Source organism: Allobosea sp. CRIB-10 (assembly GCF_900112185.1).
GTDB lineage: Bacteria > Pseudomonadota > Alphaproteobacteria > Rhizobiales > Beijerinckiaceae > Allobosea.
Map to the genome: position 1 here is coordinate 202,611 of NZ_FOKP01000001.1, position 22,249 is coordinate 224,859.

The window sequence follows — 22,249 nt, forward strand, 5'->3', positions numbered from 1 at the left end:
TCACTCCGGCTCGGGCAGGCGGATGGTGGCGGTGGCGAGAGCGGCCAGGCCTTCGCCGCGCCCGGTGAAGCCGAGGCGCTCCGAGGTCGTCGCCTTGGTGCCGACCTGATCGAGGCGCAGGCCCGCGATCTGCGCGATGCGGGCCCGGATGGCATCGCGATGCGGGCCGACCTTCGGGCTCTCGCAGACGATGGTCAGGTCGAGATGATCGATCCTGCCGCCGCGCTGCCGGACGCGCTCCGCCGCGAAGGCGAGGAAGCGGTCGGAGGAAGCGCCGCGCCATTGCGGGTCGCTCGGCGGGAAATGGCTGCCGATATCGCCATCGGCGAGGGCCCCCAGCACGGCGTCGGTGAGTGCGTGCAGGGCGACGTCGCCGTCCGAATGCGCGGTGACGCCGCGGCTATGCGGGATGCGGATGCCGCCGAGCCAGACATGGTCGCCCTCGGCGAAGGCGTGGACGTCGTAGCCCGTGCCAATGCGGGTCACGAGCGGGCGGGCGAGGCGCTGCTCGGCCTGTTCGAAATCGCCGGGATAGGTCAGCTTCAGGTTCATCGGATCTCCGGCGAAGGTCGCGACGCGATGGCCGGCCCATTCCATGATGGCGGAATCGTCGGTGAAGCCGCCGGCTGCGGCGGCGTGGGCGGCCCGGTGCGCGGCGAGCAGCGGCTGGAAGGCGAAGGCCTGCGGCGTCTGCACGAAGACGAGTTGCTCGCGCGGCAGGGTCTCCTCGATCAGGCCGGCGGCATCGACACGCTTGACCGTGTCCGTGACCGCGAGCGCCGGGATAGCGGCGACATGCTCCGCGCTTGCCGCCAAGGCACGCTCGATCAAGTCTGGCGAGACGAACGGGCGGGCTGCGTCGTGCACGAGCACATTGCCGTCGAAGCCGATGGCGGCCAGCGCCTCCAGCCCTGCGCGAACCGAATCCTGCCGGGTCTCGCCGCCGTCGATCGGCGCGGTCAGCCGGGCGCGCGCCGCCTCCGGAAGATGGCTGATCGCATCGTCATAACGCGCGCTGTCGCCGCAGCCGATCACCACCAGTACTGTCCCGATGCGATCGTCGGCGAATAAGGGCGCGAGCGTGCGGCACAGGACCGGCACGCCGCCCAGCTGCCGGTATTGCTTGGGAGAACCGGCTCCGGCGCGTAGGCCGCGTCCGGCGGCAACGATCAGGGCGGCGACAGCCGATGTCATCGATCCTCTTGGCTCCTCGGCATGGGGCTTCGCTGATAGGACGGCAAGACGCTGCCGCCAAGCCACCGGCACTCCGGAACGGGACATGGCGGGACGATCGATCGCTGCACATGCCGATATTGCAATGCAGCATGTCGCGAAATTCTCTTGCGCGGCGCAGCATTTGTCCAATAAATCGGCAAAATGGAAATTGCCTCAAATTCGGGCGAGCGCGAAGCGTCGATCGGCGGGCTTCTACCGGCGTCACGCGCCTTCCTCGCGCCGATGTCGGGTGTGACCGATCTGGCGATGCGCCGGATCGCTGCGCGCTTCGGCGCCGGGCTTGTGGTCTCCGAGATGGTCGCCTCCGACGAGCTCGTCCGTGGTAGCGAGGAGGCAAGGCTGCGGGCGGAAGGAGCCGGCGTCACGCCGCATGTCGTCCAGCTCGCCGGCTGCGAGGCACGCTGGCTCGCCGAGGCGGCCCAACTCGCCGAGGCGTCAGGCGCCGACATCGTCGACATCAATATGGGTTGTCCGGCCAAGCGGGTGGTCGGCGGCTGGGCCGGCTCGGCGCTGATGCGCGATCTCGACCATGCCGTCGGCCTGGTCGAGGCAGTCGTCGCGGCGGTGAAGGTGCCGGTCACCGTCAAGATGCGGCTCGGCTGGGACGATGCCAGCCGCAATGCGCCGGAGCTGGCACGCCGGGCCGTCATCGCCGGGGCGGCAGCCATCACTGTCCATGGCCGCACCCGCCAGCAATTCTACAAGGGCCAGGCCGATTGGGCGGCGATCCGTCCGGTCCGAACGGCGGGCACGTTTCCGCTGGTCGCCAATGGCGACATCGCGACATTGGCACAGGCACAGTCCTGCCTGGAACGCTCGGGCGCCGACTATGTCATGGTCGGCCGCGCCGCAACGGGCCGCCCCTGGCTGCCCGGCGCGATCGGCGCCGCGCTGGCAGGCCGCGCGCCGCCAGCGATCTCGCTCGCTGCCAAGCACGACATCGCCCGCGAGCACTATGAGGGCCTGCTCTCCCTGATGGGGCGCGAGACCGGCATCCGCCATGCCCGCAAGCATCTCGCCGCTTATGCAGACGAGGCGCTCGCCAGCGGATTGGAGCCGGACGAGGCTGCCCGCCGCGAGTTGCTCACCACCACTGAGCCCGCCCGAGCCATCACCGCGCTCGGGCAATTGTTCTCGACCGACCAAATCGGCGCCGCCGCCTGATCACGAAAGTCCCGCAGATGACGATGGCGATGTTCAACGATGGCCTGGAGGAGCGGCACGATCCCTTGTCCGACCTGCTCGAAATCCAGGCGCTGAACGTTCTGCCCATGCCGGTGCTTGTGATCGGCGAGGGCCACGGCATTCTCTACGCCAACACCGCCGCCGAGGACTTCTTCCAGGCCAGCGCGCTCGTGCTGAAGCGCCAGCGCCTCGACGATCTCGTTGCCTTCGGCTCGCCGGTCCTTGGACTGGTCGAGGAGGTGCAGCGTCGCGGCGCCAGCGTCAGTGAATACCGGCTCGAGCTCGCCTTGCCCCGGCTCGGACTCGACCGCGTCGTCGACATCTTTGCCTCTCTGTTGCCCAGCCAGCCCGATGCGGTCGTGCTTCTGCTGCAAGAACGGACAATTGCCGAAAAAATGGACAGGCAATTGACGCATAGAGGGGCAGCCCGTTCGATCACCGCGCTCGGCGCGATGCTGGCCCACGAGATCAAGAACCCGCTCTCCGGCATCCGCGGGGCGGCGCAGCTGCTCGAGGCCTCCGTCCAGGATGACGACCGCCTGCTGACGCAATTGATCTGCGACGAGGCCGACCGGATCGTGAAGTTGGTCGAGCGCGTCGAACTGTTCGGCGACGACCGGCCGGCCGAGCGCGGGCCGGTCAACGTCCATGACGTGCTCGACCATGTGAAGCGGCTGGCCCAGTCGGGCTTTGCCCGCCACATCCGCTTTAGCGAGGTCTACGACCCGTCATTGCCGCCGGTCGCAGGCAACCGCGACCAGCTCGTCCAGGTGCTGCTGAACCTGGTCAAGAACGCAGCAGAAGCGATCGGCAACGACGCCATAGACGGCGAAATCACGCTCACCACGGCCTATCGCCCGGGCATCCGGATGCAGGCGCCCGGCTCCGGCACGAGGCTCGCTCTGCCGCTCGAGATCGGCGTCCGTGACAACGGGCCGGGCGTGCCGCCGGACCTGCACCAGCTCCTGTTCGATCCCTTCGTCACCACCAAGGCGCAGGGAAGTGGCCTTGGACTTGCACTCGTCGCCAAGGTGATCGGCGATCACGGCGGAATTGTCGAATGCGAGTCCGTTCCGCGACGCACGACATTCCGCATTCGATTGCCCCTGCACGAGGCGAAACCGTCTCAGGCCGGGTGAGGAAAGAGCAGGACACGGAAAAGCGCATGCCGACGGGTAACATCCTCATCGCCGACGACGACGCCGCGATCCGCACCGTGCTCAACCAGGCGCTCGCCCGCGCCGGCTACGAGGTCCGCACCACCGGCCAGGCGGCGACGCTCTGGACGTGGGCGGCGCAAGGGCTCGGCGATCTCATCATCACCGACGTCGTGATGCCGGACGGCAACGCCTTCGACCTGCTGCCGCGCATCAAGCGGGTCCGGCCCGAGCTGCCGATCATCGTGATGAGCGCGCAGAACACCTTCATGACCGCGATCAAGGCCTCCGAGCGCGGCGCCTACGAGTACCTGCCAAAACCCTTCGACCTGAAGGAGCTCGTCGCCATCGTCGGGCGGGCCTTGTCGCGGCCGCGCGGCGATGCCCCGCGCAACCACGCCGCCGAACCTGAGGACATCCCGCTGGTCGGCCGCTCGCCGGCGATGCAGGACGTCTATCGCGCGCTGGCGCGGCTGATGCCGATCGACCTGACCGTGATGATCAACGGCGAGTCCGGCACCGGCAAGGAACTGGTCGCCCGCGCCCTGCACGATTACGGCAAACGGCGCAACGGCCCCTTCGTCGCGATCAACATGGCGGCGATTCCGAAGGATCTGATCGAATCGGAGCTGTTCGGCCATGAGAAGGGCGCCTTCACCGGGGCGCTGACCCGCTCCTCCGGCCGCTTCGAGCAGGCGGAGGGCGGCACGCTCTTCCTCGACGAGATCGGCGACATGCCGATGGAGGCGCAGACGCGGCTTTTGCGCGTGCTGCAGCAGGGCGAGTACACCACGGTCGGCGGCCGCACGCCGATCAAGACCAATGTCCGCATCGTCGCCGCAACCAACAAGGATCTGCGCATCTCGATCGCGCATGGGCTGTTCCGCGAGGACCTGTTCTTCCGCCTCAACGTCGTGCCGATCCGCTTGCCGCCGCTGCGCGAGCGGGTCGAGGACATTCCGGATCTCGTCCGTCATTTCTTCGCGCTGGTCGAGAAGGAAGGGCTGCCGCGCAAGCAGATCGATTCGGAGGCGATGGATGTGCTGCGGCGCTATCGCTGGCCCGGCAACGTCCGCGAGCTTGAGAATCTGGTGCGGCGTCTGGCCGCGCTCTATCCGCAGGAGACGATCACCGCGCCGATCGTCGAGGCCGAGCTGCAACCGGCGAGCGGTGTTCCCGTGCAGGCCGGCAGCGGCTCCACGCCGGAGCGGGCCGAAACGCTCTCGGGTTCGGTCGAGCGCCATCTCGGCCAGTATTTCGGCGGGTTCGGCGACCAAATCCCGCCGCCGGGGCTGTATCACCGCATCCTGCGCGAGATTGAGCCGCCGCTGATCGCAGCCGCCCTGGCGGCGACGCGCGGCAACCAGATCCGGGCCGCCGAGCTGCTGGGACTGAATCGCAACACCTTGCGCAAGAAGATCCGCGAACTCGACATGCAGGTGGTCCGTTCGCCCAGGTGACGACAAGGCACTGTGGCTGCCTTGCATCTGTCATATTTTGACAACACCGTTGCGGCGGCGCATCAGTGCGTCGCGTGACGCCAAGAAGGCGTCGCAGCAACGGAGCTTCGACATCGCTTTGACGGCCTCGACCGGTGACATGCGCATGGCGCCCCGGACCGACGACCCGCCCCGCCGGGTCTCGGGCTGGCTCGGCGCGCTCGTCGTCGGCTTCGCGTTGGTCTCGGCGCTCACGACCTTCCTCGTGCTCTCGGGCGCGACGCCGGTCGCACCGGTCCACGAGGTCGTGGTCGGCGTCTTCGTCATCAATGGCCTGCTGATCCTGCTGCTGCTGATCATCGTCGCCTTCGAGGCGGCAGTCTTGATTCGCGCCAGGCGCAGAGGCGTGGCCGCGGCCGGCCTGCATGTGCGGATCGTCAGCCTGTTCAGCATCGTCGCGGCGCTGCCGGCCGTCCTCGTCGCGATCATCGCCACGGCGACGCTGGAGCGCGGCCTCGAGCCCTGGTTCTCAGACCGCATGCGCGACGTGATCTTCAAATCCGTCGAGGTCGCCGACGCTTACACCACCGGGCAATGCCGCTCGCTCGGGCGGGAAATCCGATTGCTCTCGGACGATCTCGGGCGGGCGAAGACAGCTTACGACGCCGATCGGCGCTGGTTCGAGAATTTCCTGACGGCGCGCGCCACGGCGCTCGGTTTGCCGGTCGTCTGGATCATGAAGCCGCCGGACGAGATCCTCGTCCGAGCCAATATCGACGTGCTGCGCGATCCCCATAAACCGAATCCCGAAGCCTTCGACGATGCGCAGAGCTCGCCGGAGCCGATCTGTGTTCTGCCGTCGACCGGCCGGGTCTTCGGCGCGCTGATGAAGCTGCCGACCTATGACGGCGCCTTCCTCTACGTCGCTCGCGAGGTCGATCCGCTCGCCGTCGAGTTTCCGGCCGTCGCGCGCGGCGCTGCCGTCGAATATCTCGGCATCGATGCGCGACGCAAAGGCGTGCAGATCGCCTTCGCCTCGATGTACGCGCTGATCTCGGTGATCCTGTTGCTCTCGGCGATCTGGCTCGGCCTCAACTTCGCCAACGGCCTCGTCGCCCCGATCCGGCGGATGATCCACGCGACCGATCAGGTCTCCAGCGGCAATTTCTACGTCCAGGTCCCGATCCGGCGGGCTGAGGGCGACCTCGCCCATCTCGGCGAGACCTTCAACAAGATGACCGCCGAGCTTCGCCGCCAGCGCGACGGGCTGGTCACCGCGAGCGAGGTGATCGACCGGCGCCGGCGCTTCACCGAGACGGTGCTCTCCGGGGTCTCTTCCGGCGTGCTCGGCATCGACGAGGACGGACACGTCACGATCAGCAACCGTTCGGCCGAGACTCTGCTCGGTGCCGGCGGGCGCCTGCTCGGCGAACCGGTGGCGCGTGTCGTGCCGGAGATCGCCGGCTTCGTCGCGGAGGCGCTCACCAACCGCCAGCGGCTGAGTTCCACCCAGGTTGCGATCACCCGCGGCGGTCGCGACCGCATGGTCAACATTCGGGCGACGCGCGAAGGCGAGGGCGCAGGTGCCGGGCTGGTGGTGACGCTCGACGACATCTCCGATCTCGTCTCGGCGCAGCGCACTGCTGCCTGGGCCGATGTCGCCCGCCGTATCGCCCATGAGATCAAGAACCCGCTGACGCCGATCCAGCTCTCGGCCGAGCGCATCCGGCGCAAGTTCGGCCGCGTGATCGTCGACGACAGGGAGATCTTCGACCAGTGCACCGCCACCATCGTGCGGCAGGTCGAGGATATCCGGCGCATGGTCGACGAGTTCTCGTCCTTCGCCCGTATGCCGAAGCCCTCGCCGGCGCGGGACGACATCGTCGAGACGGCGCGGCAGGTCACCTTCCTGATGCGGGTCGGCAATCCGGAGATCGACATCTCCGACAACCTGCCTGAAACGCCGGTCATGGCGCATTTCGACCGGCGCCTGATCTCGCAGGCCCTGACCAATGTCATCAAGAACGCGACCGAGGCGATCCAGGCCGTGCCGGCCGAGGAGCGCGGCAAGGGCCGCATCGAGATCGGTTTCGAGCGGACGCAGGACGGCCGGATCGTCATCGACATCCTCGACAACGGCAAGGGGCTGCCGGCCGACCAGCGCCAGAAGCTGCTCGAGCCCTATATGACCACCCGCGACGGCGGTACCGGACTCGGCCTCGCCATCGTCGGCAAGATCCTCGAGGACCATGGCGGCGGCATCGAGCTGCTCGACCGTCCCGACGGCACCCGCGGCGCGCAGATCAGGCTCTGGTTCATCGAGACCGGTCCGCCGCCGGCCGGCGAAGATCGATCAGAAACAGGCAAGAGCACGGCGGTTTCCGCCGCACGACAAGTGAACGGGACGAAGGCATGAGTGCTGACATTCTCGTCGTCGACGACGAGGTTGATATCCGCGAGCTGGTGGCCGGCCTCCTGGAGGACGAAGGCTATCGGACGCGCAAGGCGGGCTCCGCCGACGAGGCGCTGGCCGCGATCGCGGCGCGGCGGCCCAACCTCGTCTTCCTCGACATCTGGCTGCAGGGCAGCCGGCTTGACGGATTGCAGGTGCTGGAGCTGATCAAGGAGAGTCATCCCGACCTGGCAGTGGTGATGATCTCCGGCCACGGCAACATCGAGACCGCCGTCTCGGCGATCAAGAGCGGCGCCTACGACTTCATCGAGAAGCCGTTCAAGGCCGATCGGCTCGTGCTCGTCGCCGAGCGCGCTTTGGAGGCGTCGCGGCTGCGGCGCGAGGTGCGCGAGCTCAAGACCCGCTCGGTCCAGGCCAGCCGCATCGTCGGCCGCTCGACCGCGGTCAACCAATTGCGTCAGACGCTGGAGCGCGTCGCCCCGACCAATGCCCGCGTGTTGATCACCGGTGAGCCGGGCTGCGGCAAGGAATTGACCGCGCGCACCCTGCACGATGCTTCGACCCGTTCGGCCGGCCCCTTCGTCGTGATCAATGCGGCGACGATCACACCGGAGACGATGGAAGAGGAGCTGTTCGGCGTCGAGGGCGGCGATGGGCGCTCGCGCCGTGTCGGCGCGCTCGAGGAAGCCCATGGCGGCTCGCTCTACATCGACGAGATCGGCGACATGCCGCGCGAGACCCAGAACCGCATTCTGCGCGTGCTGGTCGACCAGAATTTCCAGCGCGTCGGCGGCGCCACCCGCGTCCATGTCGATGTCCGGATCATCTCCTCCAGCAGCCGCGACCTCGCCAAGCTGATCGCCGACGGCCAACTGCGCGAAGATCTCTATCACCGGCTCGGTGTCGTGCCGATCCGCGTGCCGGCTCTGTCGGAACGCCGTGAGGATGTGCCCGAGCTGATCGAGTTCTTCATGGATCAGATCTCGGTCGCGACCGGCCTGCCCAAGCGCCGGATCGGCGGCGACGCCATGGCGATCCTGCAATCGCATGAATGGCCGGGCAATGTCCGCGAGCTGCGCAACAATGTCGAGCGGCTGATGATCCTGACCAAGGGCGAGCCGACGGCAGAGATCACGGTCGAGATGCTGCCGGCCGAGGTCGGCGCCATGGTGCCGACGACGCCCTCCGGCTCGGGGGGCGAGAAGCTGATGAGCCTGCCGCTGCGCGACGCTCGTGAGATTTTCGAGCGCGAGTATCTGATGGCGCAGATCGCGCGCTTCTCCGGAAACATTTCGCGCACGGCGGAGTTCATCGGCATGGAGCGTTCAGCCCTGCACCGTAAGCTCAAATCGCTAGGGGTGGGCTGAGAACCGGCGGCCGTATTGCACTGCACGCAAGGCGACCGATCGAAATTCGCGCCTCGCAACTCTTGCGCGCTCTCGCTGGGTCGCGATCTAATGGAGTGTCGGTGTTCCGATGGCCCGGCGATTGGCGCCGAAGCCGAACGGAACGATCTGGATCGCAGGTGCAAGCCGAGCTGCGATCCCAACAACAGGGGTTACCCATGGCCGCCGAGCGGGCTCAAAATCTCCAGGACACCTTTCTCAACCACGTCCGCAAGCAGAAGATTCCCCTCACCATCTTTCTCGTGAACGGCGTCAAACTGCAGGGCGTCGTCACCTGGTTCGATAATTTCTGCGTCCTGCTGCGCCGCGACGGGCATTCCCAGCTCGTCTACAAGCATGCGATCTCGACGATCATGCCCGGCCATCCGGTGCAGCTGTTCGAGCCCGAGGATACGGACAAGGCCTGACCGTGGGCGGCAAGTCCGGCAGCTCGACAACGGGCAGCGGAAGCGCAATCGGGATCTCGATCGATGCGGCCGAGCATGCCTTGGCCGCGGACACTCGCGCCTTTGTGATCGGCCCCTATCTGGCGCGCCATGCCGCGAGCCGGGCCGCCGCAGGCGATGAGAACCAGCGCAGCCATGCGGCGCGGCTGGACGAGGCGTTCGGCCTCGCCGGTGCGATCGATCTCCAGATCGTCGAGGCGATCCCCGTTGTGCTGACGGCGCTGCGGCCCGCGACCTATCTCGGCAAGGGCAAGGTCGAGGAACTCGCCGAGCGCGTCAAGATCGAGGAGATCGGCCTCGTCGTGATGGATTGCGCCCTGTCGCCGGTGCAGCAGCGCAATCTGGAGAAGGCCTTCGGCTGCAAGGTCATCGACCGCACCGGCCTGATCCTCGAGATCTTCGGCCGGCGCGCCCGCACGCGCGAAGGCGCGCTGCAGGTCGAGCTCGCCCATCTCAACTACCAGAAGAGCCGGCTCGTGCGCTCCTGGACCCACCTGGAACGCCAGCGCGGTGGCTTCGGCTTCCTCGGCGGCCCGGGCGAGACCCAGATCGAGGCCGACCGGCGCATCATCCAGGAGCGGATGACCAAGATCGAGCGCGAGCTCGACAGTGTGAAGCGCACCCGCTCGCTGCATCGCGCCAGCCGCAAACGCGTGCCTTATCCGGTGGTTGCGCTGGTCGGCTACACCAATGCGGGCAAGTCGACGCTGTTCAATCGGCTGACCTCCGCCGAGGTTCTGGCGCAGGACATGCTCTTTGCCACGCTCGACCCGACGGCGCGTGCCCTGAAGCTTCCGCACGGCGCAAAGATCATGCTCTCGGATACGGTCGGCTTCATCTCCGATCTGCCGACGCAACTCGTCGCCGCCTTCCGCGCCACGCTGGAAGACGCGATCGAGGCCGATGTGCTGCTGCATGTCCGTGATGTCTCGCATGAGGACACGCAGGCGCAGGCCGCCGATGTCCAGGGCATCCTGCGCGATCTCGGCATCGATCCGGAGGATGGCGACCGCGTCATCGAGGTCTGGAACAAGGCCGATCTGCTTTCGGTCGACGAGCGCGAGCGCCAGGCGGCATTGACCGAGCTCAAGCCCGGCGCCTCCCGGCCGGTGCTGGTCTCCGCCTTGACCGGCGAGGGCATGGAACGGCTGACCGACGCGATCGAGCGCCGGATCGCACGCACCCGGCCGGTCTACCGGCTCACTCTAGAGCCGGGCGACGGCAAGTCCCTGGCCTGGCTGCACGCCAATGGCGAGATCCTCGAGCGCGAGGATGCTGAGGACGGCACGCTCGAGCTGCTGGTCAGGCTGCCGCCCGAGCGGGAAGGGGCCTTCGGCGCGCGCTTCCCGCAGGCCGAGCGCGTCGGCAGCAATCCCTGAGGATGGGGTCGGTTACACTCGCTATGATCGGAACCTGAAGCGCCGTGGCTTCAGATCGGCGAGCACGGAGCGGGCCGCATTGTGTCCCGGCGCGCCGGTGACGCCGCCGCCCGGATGGGCACCGGAGCCGCAGAGATAAAGGCCCGGCACCGGCATGCGGTAATCGGCATGGCCGAGCACCGGGCGCGCGCTGAAGAGCTGGTCGAGTGTCAGCCGGCCATGGAAGATGTCGCCGCCGACCAGCCCGAAACGCTCCTCCAGATCGCTCGGCGCCAGCGCCAGCCGGCCGACCACCGAAGCGCGGAAGCCCGGGGCGTAGCGGTCCACCGTCTCGATCATCAGATCGGCGACCGTATCGCGATGCTTGTCCCAGCTCTCGCCGCCTGGCAGCTGTGGGGCGACATGCTGGCAGAACAGGCTCGCGACATGCTGCCCCGAGGGAGCGACGCCATCGTCGAGCGTCGACGGGATCAGCATCTCGACGATCGGCTCGTTCGACCAGCCCGACAGCCGCGCCTGCGCATGGGCGCGATCCATATAGGCGAGCGAGGGCGCGATGATGATGCCGGCGGTGAGATGATCGCCCGCTTCCGGCAGGCAGGCGAAGCGCGGCAGCTCCGACAGCGCGACATTCATCCGGAAGGTACCGGAGCCCGAGGCATAGCGGCGGATGCGCTCGCTGAAATCGGTGGGCACGATCGCCGGATCGACGAACCGCTCGAACAGCAGGCGCGGATGCAGGTTCGACACGATGGCCCGCGCCCGCACCACATCGCCCTGCTGTGTCACGGCGCCCACGGCTTGGCCCTTCTCGATCAGGACCTGCGCGACCGGCGTTTCCAGCCTGATCTCGACCCCCTGTTCTGCGCAGGCCCGCGCCATGGCCTGCGTGATCGCGCCCATGCCGCCGAGCGCATGGCCCCAGGCACCGCGCTTGCCGTTGACCTCGCCGAAGACGTGATGGAGCAGCACATAGGCCGAGCCCGGCGTATAGGGGCTGGCATAGTTGCCAACGACGCTGTCGAAGCCGAACAGCGCCTTGACCGGATCGCTCTCGAACCAGCCGTCGAGCCAGTCGCCAGCCGATTTGGTGAAAAAGTCGAGAAGATCACGCCGGCCAGCCTGATCGAGCCCGGCGATGCGCCGCCCGAGCGCAGCGGCTTCCAGCATCTGTGGCAAGGCGGCAAGCCAGCCGCCCTCACCGAGATTGGGTGGCGCCTGGAGGACGAGATCGCGCAGCATGGCGGCGATCCGTTCCAGCCGCTCACCATACGCCGATAGCCGCTCCGCGTCGCGGGCCGAGAACTTCGCCACCTCGGCTTCGGTTCGACCTTCTCCGGCCGCAAGATAGCGCCCGTCCGGCAGCGGCAGGAAATTCGCCATGCGCCGCTCGACGATGCGCAGCCCGTGCCGGGCGAGTTCCATCTGCGCGATGATTCGCGGATTGAGCAGGCTGACCGTGTAGCTCGCGGTCGAATTGCGGAAACCGGGGTGGAACTCCTCGGTGACGGCCGCGCCGCCGATCACGGCGCGCCGCTCCAGCACGATGACCTTCAGCCCCGCTTTGGCGAGATAGAAGGCGCAGACGAGCCCGTTGTGACCGCCACCGAGAATGACGATGTCGGCATGGCTGGTGCTCACGAAACCACCCCTTCGTCAGCACGCAGCACGTCGATTGGCAGGCTGGCGGATCAGTTCAGTTCAGCTCAGCCTTGTCGAGCCGGTACTTGCCCTTGCGGTCGCGCCGGAAATATTCGCGCGCCTGCGGATGCCGGATCGGCCGGCCCGACTCGTCGATCACGAGATTTTGTTCCGAGACATAAGCGACGTACTCGGTTTCCTCGTTCTCGGCGAACAGGTGATAGAAGGGCTGGTCCTTGGACGGACGGAGATGCTCCGGGATCGCCAGCCACCATTCGTCCGAGTTCGAGAACACCGGATCGACGTCGAAGATCACGCCCCGGAACGGATAGACGCGGTGGCGCACAACGTCGCCGATGCGGAATTTCGCCGTGCGTGATTCCATGATCCTCGTTCAGCCCAAGACCGGCCCGTCACGGCCGGTATCGCCGCACCCCAGCGCTTGACGTAGGATTACGTCGCAAATGCGTCAATATCCGCGGATGTCGCGGGCGAGGCTCAGAAGCCGTAGCGGGCCGCGAGCGCCGGATCGCGCGCTGCAACCTGCCGCGCCAGATCGACGATGACCTTGGCCTGCTTCCAGGTCGCGTCGTCCTGCATCTTGCCGTCGATCATCACCGCGCCCGAGCCGTCGGGCATTGCCTCCAGGATACGCCTGGCGAAGCCGACCTCGTCCGGATCGGGGCTGAAGACACGTTTGGCGATCTCGATCTGCGAGGGATGCAGCGTCCAGGCGCCGGCGCAACCGAGCAGGAAGGCGTTGCGGAACTGCGCCTCGCAGGCGGCACCGTCTGAGAAATCGCCGAACGGGCCGTAGAAGGGCTTCAGGCCTGCCGAGGCGCAGGCATCGACCATCTTGGAGAGGGTGTAATGCCAGAGATCCTGCTGCGCGATCGCGCGCGGGCCGCCATCGGGCGAAGGGTCGGCGATGACCTTGTATTCGGGATGGCCGCCGCCGACGCGCGTGGTCTTCATGGCGCGTGAGGCGGCAAGGTCTGCTGGGCCCAGGCTCATGCCGTGCATGCGCGGCGAGGCGGTGGCGATCGCATCGACGTTCTTCACGCCCTCGGCGGTTTCCAGGATGGCGTGGATCAGCACCGGCTTCGGCAGGGCATGGCGCGCCTCGTACTGCGCCAGCAGCTGGTCGACATAGTGGATGTCCCAGGGCCCCTCGACCTTCGGCACCATGACGACGTCGAGCTTGCCGCCGATCTCGCCCATGATCGCGGCGATGTCGTCGAGGAACCAGGGTGAGTTCAGCGCATTGACCCGCGTCCACAGGCCAGTCGCACCGAAATCGATCGCTTTCGCCAGCTCGATGAAGCCGTCGCGCGCCGCCTGCTTGGCCTCGACCGGAATGGCGTCCTCGAGATTGCCGAGCACGATGTCGACCTGGCCTGCGAGCTCGGGAACCTTGGCGCGCACCTTCTCAAGATGCGGCGGCACGAAATGGATCATCCGCTCCAGTCGCAGCGGCAGTTCGCGATAGGGCTCGGGCGCACCGATCGCCAGCGGGCGGAAGAACTGGCGCGGCGTCTTGGTGGTCATGCTCGGCTCCATGCTGCAACGCAGCGAATGTGCCGGAAGGCCAGGCCGCCGTCCATCGGTCTTTCGACGGGATTTGGGTGAATTATCCTAGGATCAAAAACCCAGGATAATCATCCCAAACTCGTTGGTCCGCCGGAATGACGAGAGGAGTCCCCCGCCTGCTAGAGCATTTTCGAGCGAAGTGGACACCGGTTCGCGTGAAGAAAATGCGATAGAACAAGGATCTAGAGCAATTTCGCGATTCGAAGAATTGCGGAAATGCTCTAGTTCCGCGAAAACGGCGTCTGCAGCACGACGCGTGGCGGATTGGCGATCGGATCGCGCGGGTTGAGCAGGCCTCGCAGGCCGAGCGCATCAGCATCGCTGGCGTAGTTGTCGTCGTGCAGACTGGCCTCACGCACCCGCATCTGGCGGCGCAGGGCACGGACCTGCGCCTCCATATGCGAGATGCCGACCTTCTCGTCGATCTTGCGGCGGTCGCTGGCGGTCAGCTCGGGCGAGCCGCGGAAATCGCGGAAATCCGCGGCGGTGTAAGGCCATTTGCCACCGGTGAAGGTCCGCACGCGCCCGTCGAGCACGATGCTGTCGCCGGGACGCAAGGTGAAGTCGCGCAGCAGCGAGACGCGGCGATCCTTCGCGGTCGCGATGGCGGGCCGGCAGGCCGGATCGGCGCCGCGCTCATAGGCATAGGCCATCGGCAGCTGGCGATAGGTCTTGCCATCGTTCGCCACGGCGTCGTCGATCGTCGCGGCGCCGGCCGCGACCTTGAAGACCTTGACCGGCACGCCGGGATTGGCGGCCTGGCACAGCGCCTCATGCGCCCTGAGATCGGACTGGCTGCGCAGATGGCCGATCGGCGCCTGGAAGCCGTCGCAGAGGCGCACGCAGATGGTCCGCGTCACATCGGCCGCGCCGGACACCGTGTCGTAGCGGATGGCCGGGAGCTTCGGCTTCTGCTGCGCCTGCTTGCGCACGGCCTGGACCGGCTTGAACGGGTTGAGCTCGACCGGTGGCGGTGCGAGACGCCCATCCGGCCGCGCCTGCTGGAAGAAGGGCAGGGACCAGGTGTGGCGGGCTGGAGCATAGGCGGACACCGGGACCGAGGCGTAGGCCGCCCGCGGCGGGGCGCGCTCGGCCCGGTTGGCGGCTTCCTGGCGATGGAAGGCGCGGATGCCGGCATCGTCCTCGGCCTGGACCAGCGAGACGGTCAGGATCGTGCCGCCGGCGCCGAGCGCGAGCCCGACACCGGCCATGGCAACCAGACGCAGGCCGCTACTGCGACCGCGCGAAACCGATTTCACCTTTGTCGAGGAGCTGGAACCGGTCGGCGGGACAGGATCGGAACGCAGGCAATCGACATTACGGACACGAAGCACCGCGATCTCTCCATCGCTCGCTGGTTCATTGTCCGCCGCAGGATTGGCTTAGTTTACTTTTCGTTAAGACTCAACGGCTGCCGCATTTCCGCCACCGGAAAGCGGGCTTCATCGTTAATGCGTCCGTGCGGCGTCACGCATGGGGTATCGCTGGAAGGCTGAAGAGGTGTTCGAAGCCGTCGAGCCCCACGGTCCTGATCCTCAGGAGGCCGCGAAGCGGCCGTCTCGACGAATGCTCCAGGAAGCTCCACAGACAAATGGAGCATCCTTCGAGACGCAGCCTTTGGCTGCTCCTCAGGATGAGGGCTCTAGGAGCTTGAAAAAACTCAATCCGGCTGGCGATGCACCGCTTGCGGGATTGCCACTGGCACCGCGCCCGGAACCGACGCGACTTCCTCCCGCTCGCCGCGACCGCGGCCGGAGATGAAGCTGTCGACCTTGTCGAGATAGAAGTAGACGACCGGCGTGATGTAGAGCGTCAGCAGTTGCGAGACGACGAGGCCGCCGACCACGGCGATGCCGAGCGGCTGGCGTAGCTCCGCGCCCGCGCCGGCGCCGAGTGCGATCGGCAGTACGCCGAAGATCGCGGCGAAGCTCGTCATCATGATCGGCCGGAAGCGCACCAGCGCGGCATCGCGGATCGCCGTCAGCGCGTCGTCGCCCATCTTACGGCGCTCGATCGCGAAGTCGACCATCATGATCGCGTTCTTCTTGACGATGCCGACCAGCATCAGGATGCCGATGATCGCGATCACCGACAGGTCCATGTGGAAATACTGCAAGGCGAGCAGGGCGCCAAGGCCCGCCGAGGGCAGGCCGGACAGGATCGTGATCGGGTGGATGAAGCTCTCGTAGAGGATGCCGAGGATGATGTAGATCACCAGGATCGCGGCGACGATCAGCAGGCCCTGGCCTTTCAGCGCATCCTGGAAGAGCTGGGCCGAGCCGGCGAAGCTGGTGACGATCGAGGCAGGCAGGTTGATCTCGCGCTCGGCGGCGCGGATCGCGTTGACGGCGTCGCCGAGCGAGACGCCCGGCGCAGTGTTGAACGAGATCGTCACCGCCGGCTGCTGCGAGATCCGGTTGACCGCGAGCGGCCCGACGCTGGGCTTGATCGTCGCCACCGTCTCGAGCGGCACGTTCTGGCCGTTGGCGGCTTTCAGCATCAGCCGCGACAGCACCGCCGGGTCCTGCTGGTAGGCGCGGTCGGCCTCCATGATCACCTGGTAGTCGGTCGCGGGCGTGAAGATCGTCGCGATCTGGCGCGAGCCGAAGGCGTTGCCGAGCGCCTGGCGGATCTGGTCGCTGGAGATGCCCAAGCTGGCGGCGCGCTCGCGGTCGATGTCGATCGAGAGCTGCGGGTTGCGCAGTTGCAGGTCGATATTGGCGTCGCGCAGTTGCGGCAGCTGCGCCAGGCGTTGCTGCATCAGCGGCGCGTAGTTGAAGAGGGCGCCAAGGTCGGGCCCCTGCAGCGAATAGAGGTACTGCGCCCGCGAGGAACGGCCGGCATTGAGGTTGATGTTCTGGACCTGCTGGAACACCGCGGTGATGCCCGGCACCTCCGAGACGGCCCGGCGCAGGCGCGCGATCACGACCTCGGCCTTGTCGCGCTGATCCTTCGGCTTCAGCGCGATGAACATGAAGCCGTTATTGGTCGCGTTGAAGCCGCCGATATTCGAGGTCAGGTAGTCGATCGCCGGATCGGCCCGGACGATCTCGGCGACGCGGCTCTGGCGCGCCGCCATCGCCTCGAACGAGGTGTCCGGCGGGCCTTCGGTGGCGCCGCGCAGCAGGCCGGTGTCCTCGGTCGGGAAAAAGCCCTTGGGCACGTCGATATAGAGCTGGACTGAGACATAGACGGTGCCGAGCGTCACCAGCAGCATCAGGAAGCGCGCCTTGAGGACGAGGTCGAGCGTCCAGCGATAGGCGCCGAGCATGCCCTGGAAGCCCGCTTCGAACAGGCGTTCGACGATATTCGGCTTCTTGTGATGGTCGTGCGCCTTGAGGAAGCGGGCGCAGAGCATCGGGGTCAGCGTCAGCGAGACGAAGCCGGAGACGATGATCGCGGCGGCAATGGTGCCGGCGAATGTGGCGAAGACCTTGCCGACCACGCCGCCCATGAAGAAGACCGGGATGAAGACCGCGACCAGCGAGATGGTGATCGACAGGATGGTGAAGCCGATCTCGCGTGAGCCGTCGAGCGCCGCCTGGAACGGCTTCTTGCCCATCTCGATATGCCGGATGATGTTCTCCAGCATGACGATGGCGTCGTCGACGACGAAGCCGACTGCGAGCGTCAACGCCAGGAGCGAGATGTTGTCGAGCGAGTAGCCGAGCGCATACATGATCGCGAAGGTGCCGACCAGGGAGATGGGCAGCGCCAGCGTCGGGATCACCGTCGCGGCGAAGCTCTTCAGGAACAGGAAGATCACCATGATGACGAGGGCGATCGCGATCATCAGCGAGACCTCGACATCCTCGACCGCTTCGCGGATCGGGATCGAGCGGTCGTTGAGGACGTGCAGCTCGATCGCCGCCGGCAATTGCGCGCGATAGGCGTCGAGCTTGCCCTTGATGCTGTCGACGACCTGGACGGTGTTGGCGTCGGACTGGCGATAGACCGCCAGCATGATCGAGCGCTGGCCGTTGTACCAGCTGCCGGTCTGGTCGTTCTCGACGGAATCGTAGATCTGGGCGACGTCGTTGAGCCGGATCGGGATGCCGTTCTTCTGCGAGATGATCAGGTTGCCGTATTCGCCGGCCCGCTCCATTTGGCCGGTGGCGCCGAGCGTCAGCCGCTGATTGGTGCCGTTCAGCGTTCCGACCGGGGAGTTCGAATTGGCCGCGGCGATGGCCGTGCGGACCTCGGCGAGGGACAGGCCGCGGGCCGAGACGGCGTCGGGGTTCACGCGCACGCGCACCGCATATTTTTGCGCGCCGAAGATGTTGACCTGGGCGACGCCGGGCAGTTGCGAGATCTGCTGCTGCAGGATGTTCTCGCCGAATTCATGGACCTCGTAGAGCGGCTTGGTCGCCGAGGTCAGCACCATGAACAGCACCGGCTGGTCGGCCGGGTTGACCTTCCTGAAGCTCGGCGGGGCAGGGAGCTCCGGCGGCAGGCGCCGCACCGTCGCGCTGAGCGCCGCTTGCACGTCGAGCGCGGCGCCGTCGATGTTGCGGTTGAGGTCGAATTGCAGCGTGATCGAGGTCGAGCCTTGCTGCGAGACCGATGACATCGAGGTGATGCCGGAGATCGAGGCGAATTCGCGCTCGAGCGGCGCCGCGACCGAGGAGGCCATCGTCTCCGGGCTGGCGCCGGGCAGGCGGGCGCTGACATTGATGGTCGGGAAATCGACCCGGGGCAGGGCAGCGACCGGCAGCTGCTTGAAGGCGAACAGCCCGAAGATCAGGAACGTCGCCATCAGGAGGGTCGTCATGACCGGGCGACGGATGCAGAGCTCGGGCAGGTTCATCAGCCGGCGCTCCCCCGCTGGGAGGTGAGGTTCGGCGCCGGCGGGCTCTGGCCGCCGCGGCCGCGCTCGATCGTGCGCGCGCCCTCGGTCAGCAGCAGCTGCCCGTCGATCACCACCGTTTCGTCGCCAGTGAGGCCGGAGGCGATGACGGCGCGATCGTCGACATTGCGGGCGAGCACGATCGGGCGGGCGCGCGCGAGGTTGTTCTCGATCACGAAGACATAGGAGCCGTTCTGCCCGGTCTGCACCGCCTCGCGCGGCACCGTGACGGCGTCGGGCTCGGTCCGCAGCGTCAGCCTGACCTGGCCGAGCGCCCCGGGCCAGAGCGTCTCGGCCGGATTGTCGAAGCTGGCGCGGATCTGGATCGTGCCGGTCGTCGCGTCGACCGCGTTGTCGATCACTGCGATCGTGCCTTCGATGCTCTTGCCGACGCCCTGCTGGCTCGCCTGGACGACGGCCGTCTTCGCCTGCATCGCCTCGCGGATCTCCGGCAGATAGCGCTGCGCCACGGCGAAGCTGACATAGATCGGGTCGATCTGGTTGATCGTCGCCAGCATGGCCGAACTGTCGCCGCTCTTGGCGATGTTGCCTTCCTTCAAGGCGGCGACTCCGACGCGGCCCGAGACCGGCGCGCTGATCGTATAATAGCTGAGCTGGACGCGCAGGCTGTCGACAGCCGCTTCTCCACCACGGATCGCGGCACGCAGCGTGCTCACCGCCGTGCGGGCGGTATCGAGCCGTGCGTCGGTGGCGATTTCGCGCCGGGAGAGTTCTTCGGCCCGGCGCAGATCGGATTCAGCTGCGATGAGCGAGGCCTTGTCGCGCGCGACATTGGCCTCGGCCTGACGCAACTGCGCCTCGAGCTGGCGCGAGTCCAGCCGGAACAGCACATCGCCCTTGTTGACCATGGCGCCGTCGCGGAACTCGACCGCCATGATCTGGCTGTCGACGCGCGAGCGGATATTGACGGTGGAGATCGCTTGGACCGTGCCGATCGCGTCGATCCGGACCGGCATCGCCCGGCGCTCGACCTTGGCGGTGACGACAGTCACCGGCGGCCGGTTGGGCTGGCCGGAGCGGTTGCCGCCGGCTGCTGGCGCGGAAGCCGTCGCTACCGGCTTCGCCGGTCCCGGGATCACCTTGCCGTAAGGAACCTGGTCGAGCGGCCAGGGAACCGGACGCCCGGTGTAATGAAGAAACGCGCCCGCGGCGAGAACGCCCGCGGCCGAGAACAGAGCCACACGCCCGAAAGTCAGCACTGCCATCGAAAGCCTTGCGCCACGGGGAGCGCCATGCCGACCCTGTCGAACGGTTGCTCCCCAAACCGTCCTCACCGCAAGAAGTTAGCATGAAGACGGCCCGATTTCGACGCAAGTGTCTAACACGGTTTATTGAGTGCTGTAGCGACGCGGTGACAGGACGACAATTCAGTGGAGCGAAATCGCTGTCACACGTCTTGCGTGCGCAAAGTAAACCCCGTTCAGATGATAGCAATCACGATGCCGATCCACATGAAGAACAGGCATGCGATGCCTGCTGCGAAGACGAGCGCCCGGTGCTTGAGGCTGTTGGAGCCGGTGTGGATCAATGTATGGGCGACGCGCGTGACGACAAAAGCCCAGGCCAGCGCCGCCATGACATAGCCGGTAGCGCCGACATGGATCGCGATCAGGGTGAGCGCGAAGAACAGGACCGGCGTCTCGAACTGATTACTGAAATTGGCCGCGGCGAGACGGGCCGAATCCGGGTAGCGCTCGGTCGAGACCGCGATATCGGCGAGCTTGATCTCGCGATTGGCAAAGGCCTGCTTGCGGCGCCGGAACATGATGACGAGGACGACGAAGCTCCAGAAAATCTGGGCCAGCGCCGGATAGATCAGCTTGAGCGTCATGCAAGTCCTCTTCGTGGAGCGGCGGACCGACAACTGGGTCCGCCTTCCGGAAGTATCCGATGCCCAATCGAAAAAGGACAGATCGCCATGAGGCGATCCGAGATCAGGAGCGCGTCGGATAGTTCGGGCTCTCGCGCACGATCGTCACGTCGTGGACATGGCTCTCGCGCAGGCCGGCGCTGGTGATGCGGATGAAGCGGGCCTTGCTGCGGTAGTCCTCGAGATTGCGGCCGCCGACATAGCCCATCGCGGCGCGCAGACCGCCGGCGAGCTGATGCAGCACGCCCGAGACCGGGCCCTTATAGGCGACCTGGCCTTCGATGCCCTCCGGCACCAGCTTCAGCGCATCCTTGATATCTTGCTGGAAGTAGCGGTCGGCCGAGCCGCGCGCCATCGCGCCGACCGAACCCATGCCGCGATAGGCCTTGTAGGAGCGGCCCTGGTACAGGAAGGTTTCGCCAGGCGTCTCGTCGGTGCCGGCGAGCAGCGAGCCGACCATGGCGCAGGCGGCGCCGGCGGCGAGCGCCTTGGCGAGGTCGCCCGAATACTTGATGCCGCCATCGGCGATGATCGGGATGCCGGCCTTCTGGCCGGCGGAGGCCGCATCCATCACCGCGGTCAGCTGGGGCACGCCGACGCCGGCGACGATGCGGGTGGTGCAGATCGAGCCCGGGCCGATGCCGACCTTGATCGCGTCCGCGCCGGCATCGATCAGCGCCTGGGCGCCGCCGGCGGTGGCGACGTTGCCGGCGATGACCTGGACGGTGTTGGAGAGCTTCTTCACCCGCGTCACCGCCTCCAGCACCTTGGCGGAATGGCCATGGGCGGTATCGACCACGATGAGGTCGACGCCGGCGTCGATCAGCATCTCCGAGCGCTCGAAGCCCTGGTCGCCGGTGGTGGTCGCGGCCGCGACCAGCAGGCGCCCCTGGCCATCCTTGGCGGCATTGGGATGCGTGACCTGCTTCTCCATGTCCTTGACGGTGATCAGGCCGATGCAGCGGTAGTGATCGTCGACGACGATCAGCTTCTCGATGCGGAACTGGTGCAGCAGCCGGCGGGCTTCATCCTGGCTGACGCCCTCGCGCACGGTGATCAGCCGGTCCTTGGTCATCAGCTCGGAGACCGGCTGCTCGGGATTGGCCGCGAAGCGCACATCGCGATTGGTCAGGATGCCGACGAGCCGGCCCTTGTGGCCCTGCGGACCGCGCTCGACCACCGGAATGCCGGAAATGCCGTTGTTCCGCATCAGCGCGAACGCATCGGCCAGCGTCTCGTCCGGGTGGATGGTGATCGGGTTGGCGATCATGCCGGATTCGAACTTCTTGACCAGGCGGACCTGGGCAGCCTGCTGATCGGGGTCGAGATTGCGGTGCACGACACCGAGGCCGCCGGCCTGCGCCATTGCGATCGCCATCTTCGCCTCTGTGACCGTGTCCATCGCCGAGGCGATGATCGGAAGATTGAGCGAGATCGTCTTGGTGAGCTTGGTGGTGATGTCGACATCGCCGGGCATCACCTCGGACGGGCCCGGCTCGAGCAGCACGTCGTCGAAGGTGAAACCGTCGCGAATGAGACCGTCTGTGATCGTGGCCATCGTCAACTCCGAGGACCGGCGAGGCCGGCGCTGAAAAAGGGCCGGGCGGAAGCGCCCTGAGC

The 22,249-nt window shown here is 66.8% G+C and carries 16 protein-coding genes; 7 read left to right on the forward strand and 9 right to left on the reverse strand.

Annotated elements, in window-relative coordinates:
* A complete protein-coding gene (locus tag BMZ69_RS00935; RefSeq protein WP_092153873.1) occupies positions 1-1,194 on the reverse strand; it encodes a bifunctional 2-C-methyl-D-erythritol 4-phosphate cytidylyltransferase/2-C-methyl-D-erythritol 2,4-cyclodiphosphate synthase in 1,194 nt (397 codons plus the stop codon).
* Between the two features lie 183 nt (positions 1,195-1,377).
* Here BMZ69_RS00935 and dusB point away from each other — a divergent pair, with 183 nt between their 5' ends.
* The 7 genes from dusB (at position 1,378) to hflX (ending at position 10,661) form a co-directional block, all read left to right on the forward strand.
* Entirely contained in the window at positions 1,378-2,400 is a 1,023-nt protein-coding gene (gene dusB / locus BMZ69_RS00940; protein WP_092153875.1) for a tRNA dihydrouridine synthase DusB, read from the forward strand.
* A 107-nt stretch (positions 2,401-2,507) separates the two neighbouring features.
* Positions 2,508-3,560 (forward strand): two-component system sensor histidine kinase NtrB, encoded by a 1,053-nt coding sequence (locus tag BMZ69_RS00945; protein WP_244543179.1) that lies wholly within the window; start codon positions 2,508-2,510, stop codon positions 3,558-3,560.
* A gap of 26 nt (positions 3,561-3,586) precedes the next feature.
* The gene (ntrC, locus tag BMZ69_RS00950; protein ID WP_092153877.1) at positions 3,587-5,038 is read left to right on the forward strand and encodes a nitrogen regulation protein NR(I); all 1,452 of its coding nucleotides are present in this window, start codon (positions 3,587-3,589) and stop codon (positions 5,036-5,038) included.
* A gap of 145 nt (positions 5,039-5,183) precedes the next feature.
* Positions 5,184-7,433, forward strand: a complete 2,250-nt coding sequence (locus BMZ69_RS00955; protein WP_244543149.1) for a sensor histidine kinase NtrY-like — start codon at positions 5,184-5,186, stop codon at positions 7,431-7,433.
* Positions 7,430-8,797, forward strand: a complete 1,368-nt coding sequence (locus BMZ69_RS00960) for a nitrogen assimilation response regulator NtrX (protein ID WP_092153879.1) — start codon at positions 7,430-7,432, stop codon at positions 8,795-8,797. The genes BMZ69_RS00955 and BMZ69_RS00960 overlap by 4 nt, the downstream gene beginning before the upstream one ends.
* Before the next feature lie 197 nt (positions 8,798-8,994).
* Positions 8,995-9,243 (forward strand): RNA chaperone Hfq, encoded by a 249-nt coding sequence (hfq, locus tag BMZ69_RS00965; RefSeq protein ID WP_057192822.1) that lies wholly within the window; start codon positions 8,995-8,997, stop codon positions 9,241-9,243.
* An 80-nt stretch (positions 9,244-9,323) separates the two neighbouring features.
* Positions 9,324-10,661 carry a GTPase HflX gene (gene hflX, locus BMZ69_RS00970; protein WP_244543150.1) on the forward strand — a complete coding sequence of 446 codons (1,338 nt, stop codon included), beginning with the start codon at positions 9,324-9,326 and terminating at the stop codon, positions 10,659-10,661.
* Between the two features lie 21 nt (positions 10,662-10,682).
* Here the strand turns inward: hflX and BMZ69_RS00975 are convergent, their stop codons facing one another.
* The 8 genes from BMZ69_RS00975 to guaB form a co-directional block, all read right to left on the reverse strand.
* Complete coding sequence (locus BMZ69_RS00975) at positions 10,683-12,302, reverse strand: phytoene desaturase family protein (RefSeq protein ID WP_092153881.1); 1,620 nt, start codon at positions 12,300-12,302, stop codon at positions 10,683-10,685.
* 55 nt (positions 12,303-12,357) lie between these two features.
* Entirely contained in the window at positions 12,358-12,687 is a 330-nt protein-coding gene (gene hspQ, locus BMZ69_RS00980; RefSeq protein ID WP_092153883.1) for a heat shock protein HspQ, read from the reverse strand.
* Positions 12,688-12,800: 113 nt separating this feature from the next.
* Positions 12,801-13,850 (reverse strand): HpcH/HpaI aldolase/citrate lyase family protein, encoded by a 1,050-nt coding sequence (locus BMZ69_RS00985; protein ID WP_092153885.1) that lies wholly within the window; start codon positions 13,848-13,850, stop codon positions 12,801-12,803.
* 263 nt (positions 13,851-14,113) lie between these two features.
* On the reverse strand, positions 14,114-15,226 hold the full coding sequence (locus BMZ69_RS00990) for a DUF2865 domain-containing protein (protein WP_139218949.1): 1,113 nt from the start codon (positions 15,224-15,226) through the stop codon (positions 14,114-14,116).
* 326 nt (positions 15,227-15,552) lie between these two features.
* Positions 15,553-18,699: an efflux RND transporter permease subunit gene (locus BMZ69_RS00995; RefSeq protein WP_092153888.1), complete on the reverse strand. Its 3,147-nt coding sequence runs from the start codon at positions 18,697-18,699 to the stop codon at positions 15,553-15,555.
* Entirely contained in the window at positions 18,699-19,964 is a 1,266-nt protein-coding gene (locus BMZ69_RS01000) for an efflux RND transporter periplasmic adaptor subunit (protein ID WP_092153890.1), read from the reverse strand. The genes BMZ69_RS00995 and BMZ69_RS01000 overlap by 1 nt, the downstream gene beginning before the upstream one ends.
* 215 nt (positions 19,965-20,179) lie before the next feature.
* The gene (locus BMZ69_RS01005; protein ID WP_092153892.1) at positions 20,180-20,590 is read right to left on the reverse strand and encodes an MAPEG family protein; all 411 of its coding nucleotides are present in this window, start codon (positions 20,588-20,590) and stop codon (positions 20,180-20,182) included.
* 103 nt (positions 20,591-20,693) lie between these two features.
* On the reverse strand, positions 20,694-22,187 hold the full coding sequence (gene guaB / locus BMZ69_RS01010) for an IMP dehydrogenase (protein ID WP_092153894.1): 1,494 nt from the start codon (positions 22,185-22,187) through the stop codon (positions 20,694-20,696).
* Positions 22,188-22,249 lie beyond the last annotated feature (62 nt).

Coding starts and splice junctions, on each gene's coding strand:
- BMZ69_RS00935 (WP_092153873.1), bottom strand. CDS start 1,194: ATGACATCGGCTGTCGCCGCCCTGATCGTTGCCGCCGGACGCGGCCTA.
- dusB (WP_092153875.1), top strand. CDS start 1,378: ATGGAAATTGCCTCAAATTCGGGCGAGCGCGAAGCGTCGATCGGCGGG.
- BMZ69_RS00945 (WP_244543179.1), top strand. CDS start 2,508: ATGCCGGTGCTTGTGATCGGCGAGGGCCACGGCATTCTCTACGCCAAC.
- ntrC (WP_092153877.1), top strand. CDS start 3,587: ATGCCGACGGGTAACATCCTCATCGCCGACGACGACGCCGCGATCCGC.
- BMZ69_RS00955 (WP_244543149.1), top strand. CDS start 5,184: ATGGCGCCCCGGACCGACGACCCGCCCCGCCGGGTCTCGGGCTGGCTC.
- BMZ69_RS00960 (WP_092153879.1), top strand. CDS start 7,430: ATGAGTGCTGACATTCTCGTCGTCGACGACGAGGTTGATATCCGCGAG.
- hfq (WP_057192822.1), top strand. CDS start 8,995: ATGGCCGCCGAGCGGGCTCAAAATCTCCAGGACACCTTTCTCAACCAC.
- hspQ (WP_092153883.1), bottom strand. CDS start 12,687: ATGGAATCACGCACGGCGAAATTCCGCATCGGCGACGTTGTGCGCCAC.
- BMZ69_RS00985 (WP_092153885.1), bottom strand. CDS start 13,850: ATGACCACCAAGACGCCGCGCCAGTTCTTCCGCCCGCTGGCGATCGGT.
- BMZ69_RS00995 (WP_092153888.1), bottom strand. CDS start 18,699: ATGAACCTGCCCGAGCTCTGCATCCGTCGCCCGGTCATGACGACCCTC.
- BMZ69_RS01000 (WP_092153890.1), bottom strand. CDS start 19,964: ATGGCAGTGCTGACTTTCGGGCGTGTGGCTCTGTTCTCGGCCGCGGGC.
- BMZ69_RS01005 (WP_092153892.1), bottom strand. CDS start 20,590: ATGACGCTCAAGCTGATCTATCCGGCGCTGGCCCAGATTTTCTGGAGC.
- guaB (WP_092153894.1), bottom strand. CDS start 22,187: ATGGCCACGATCACAGACGGTCTCATTCGCGACGGTTTCACCTTCGAC.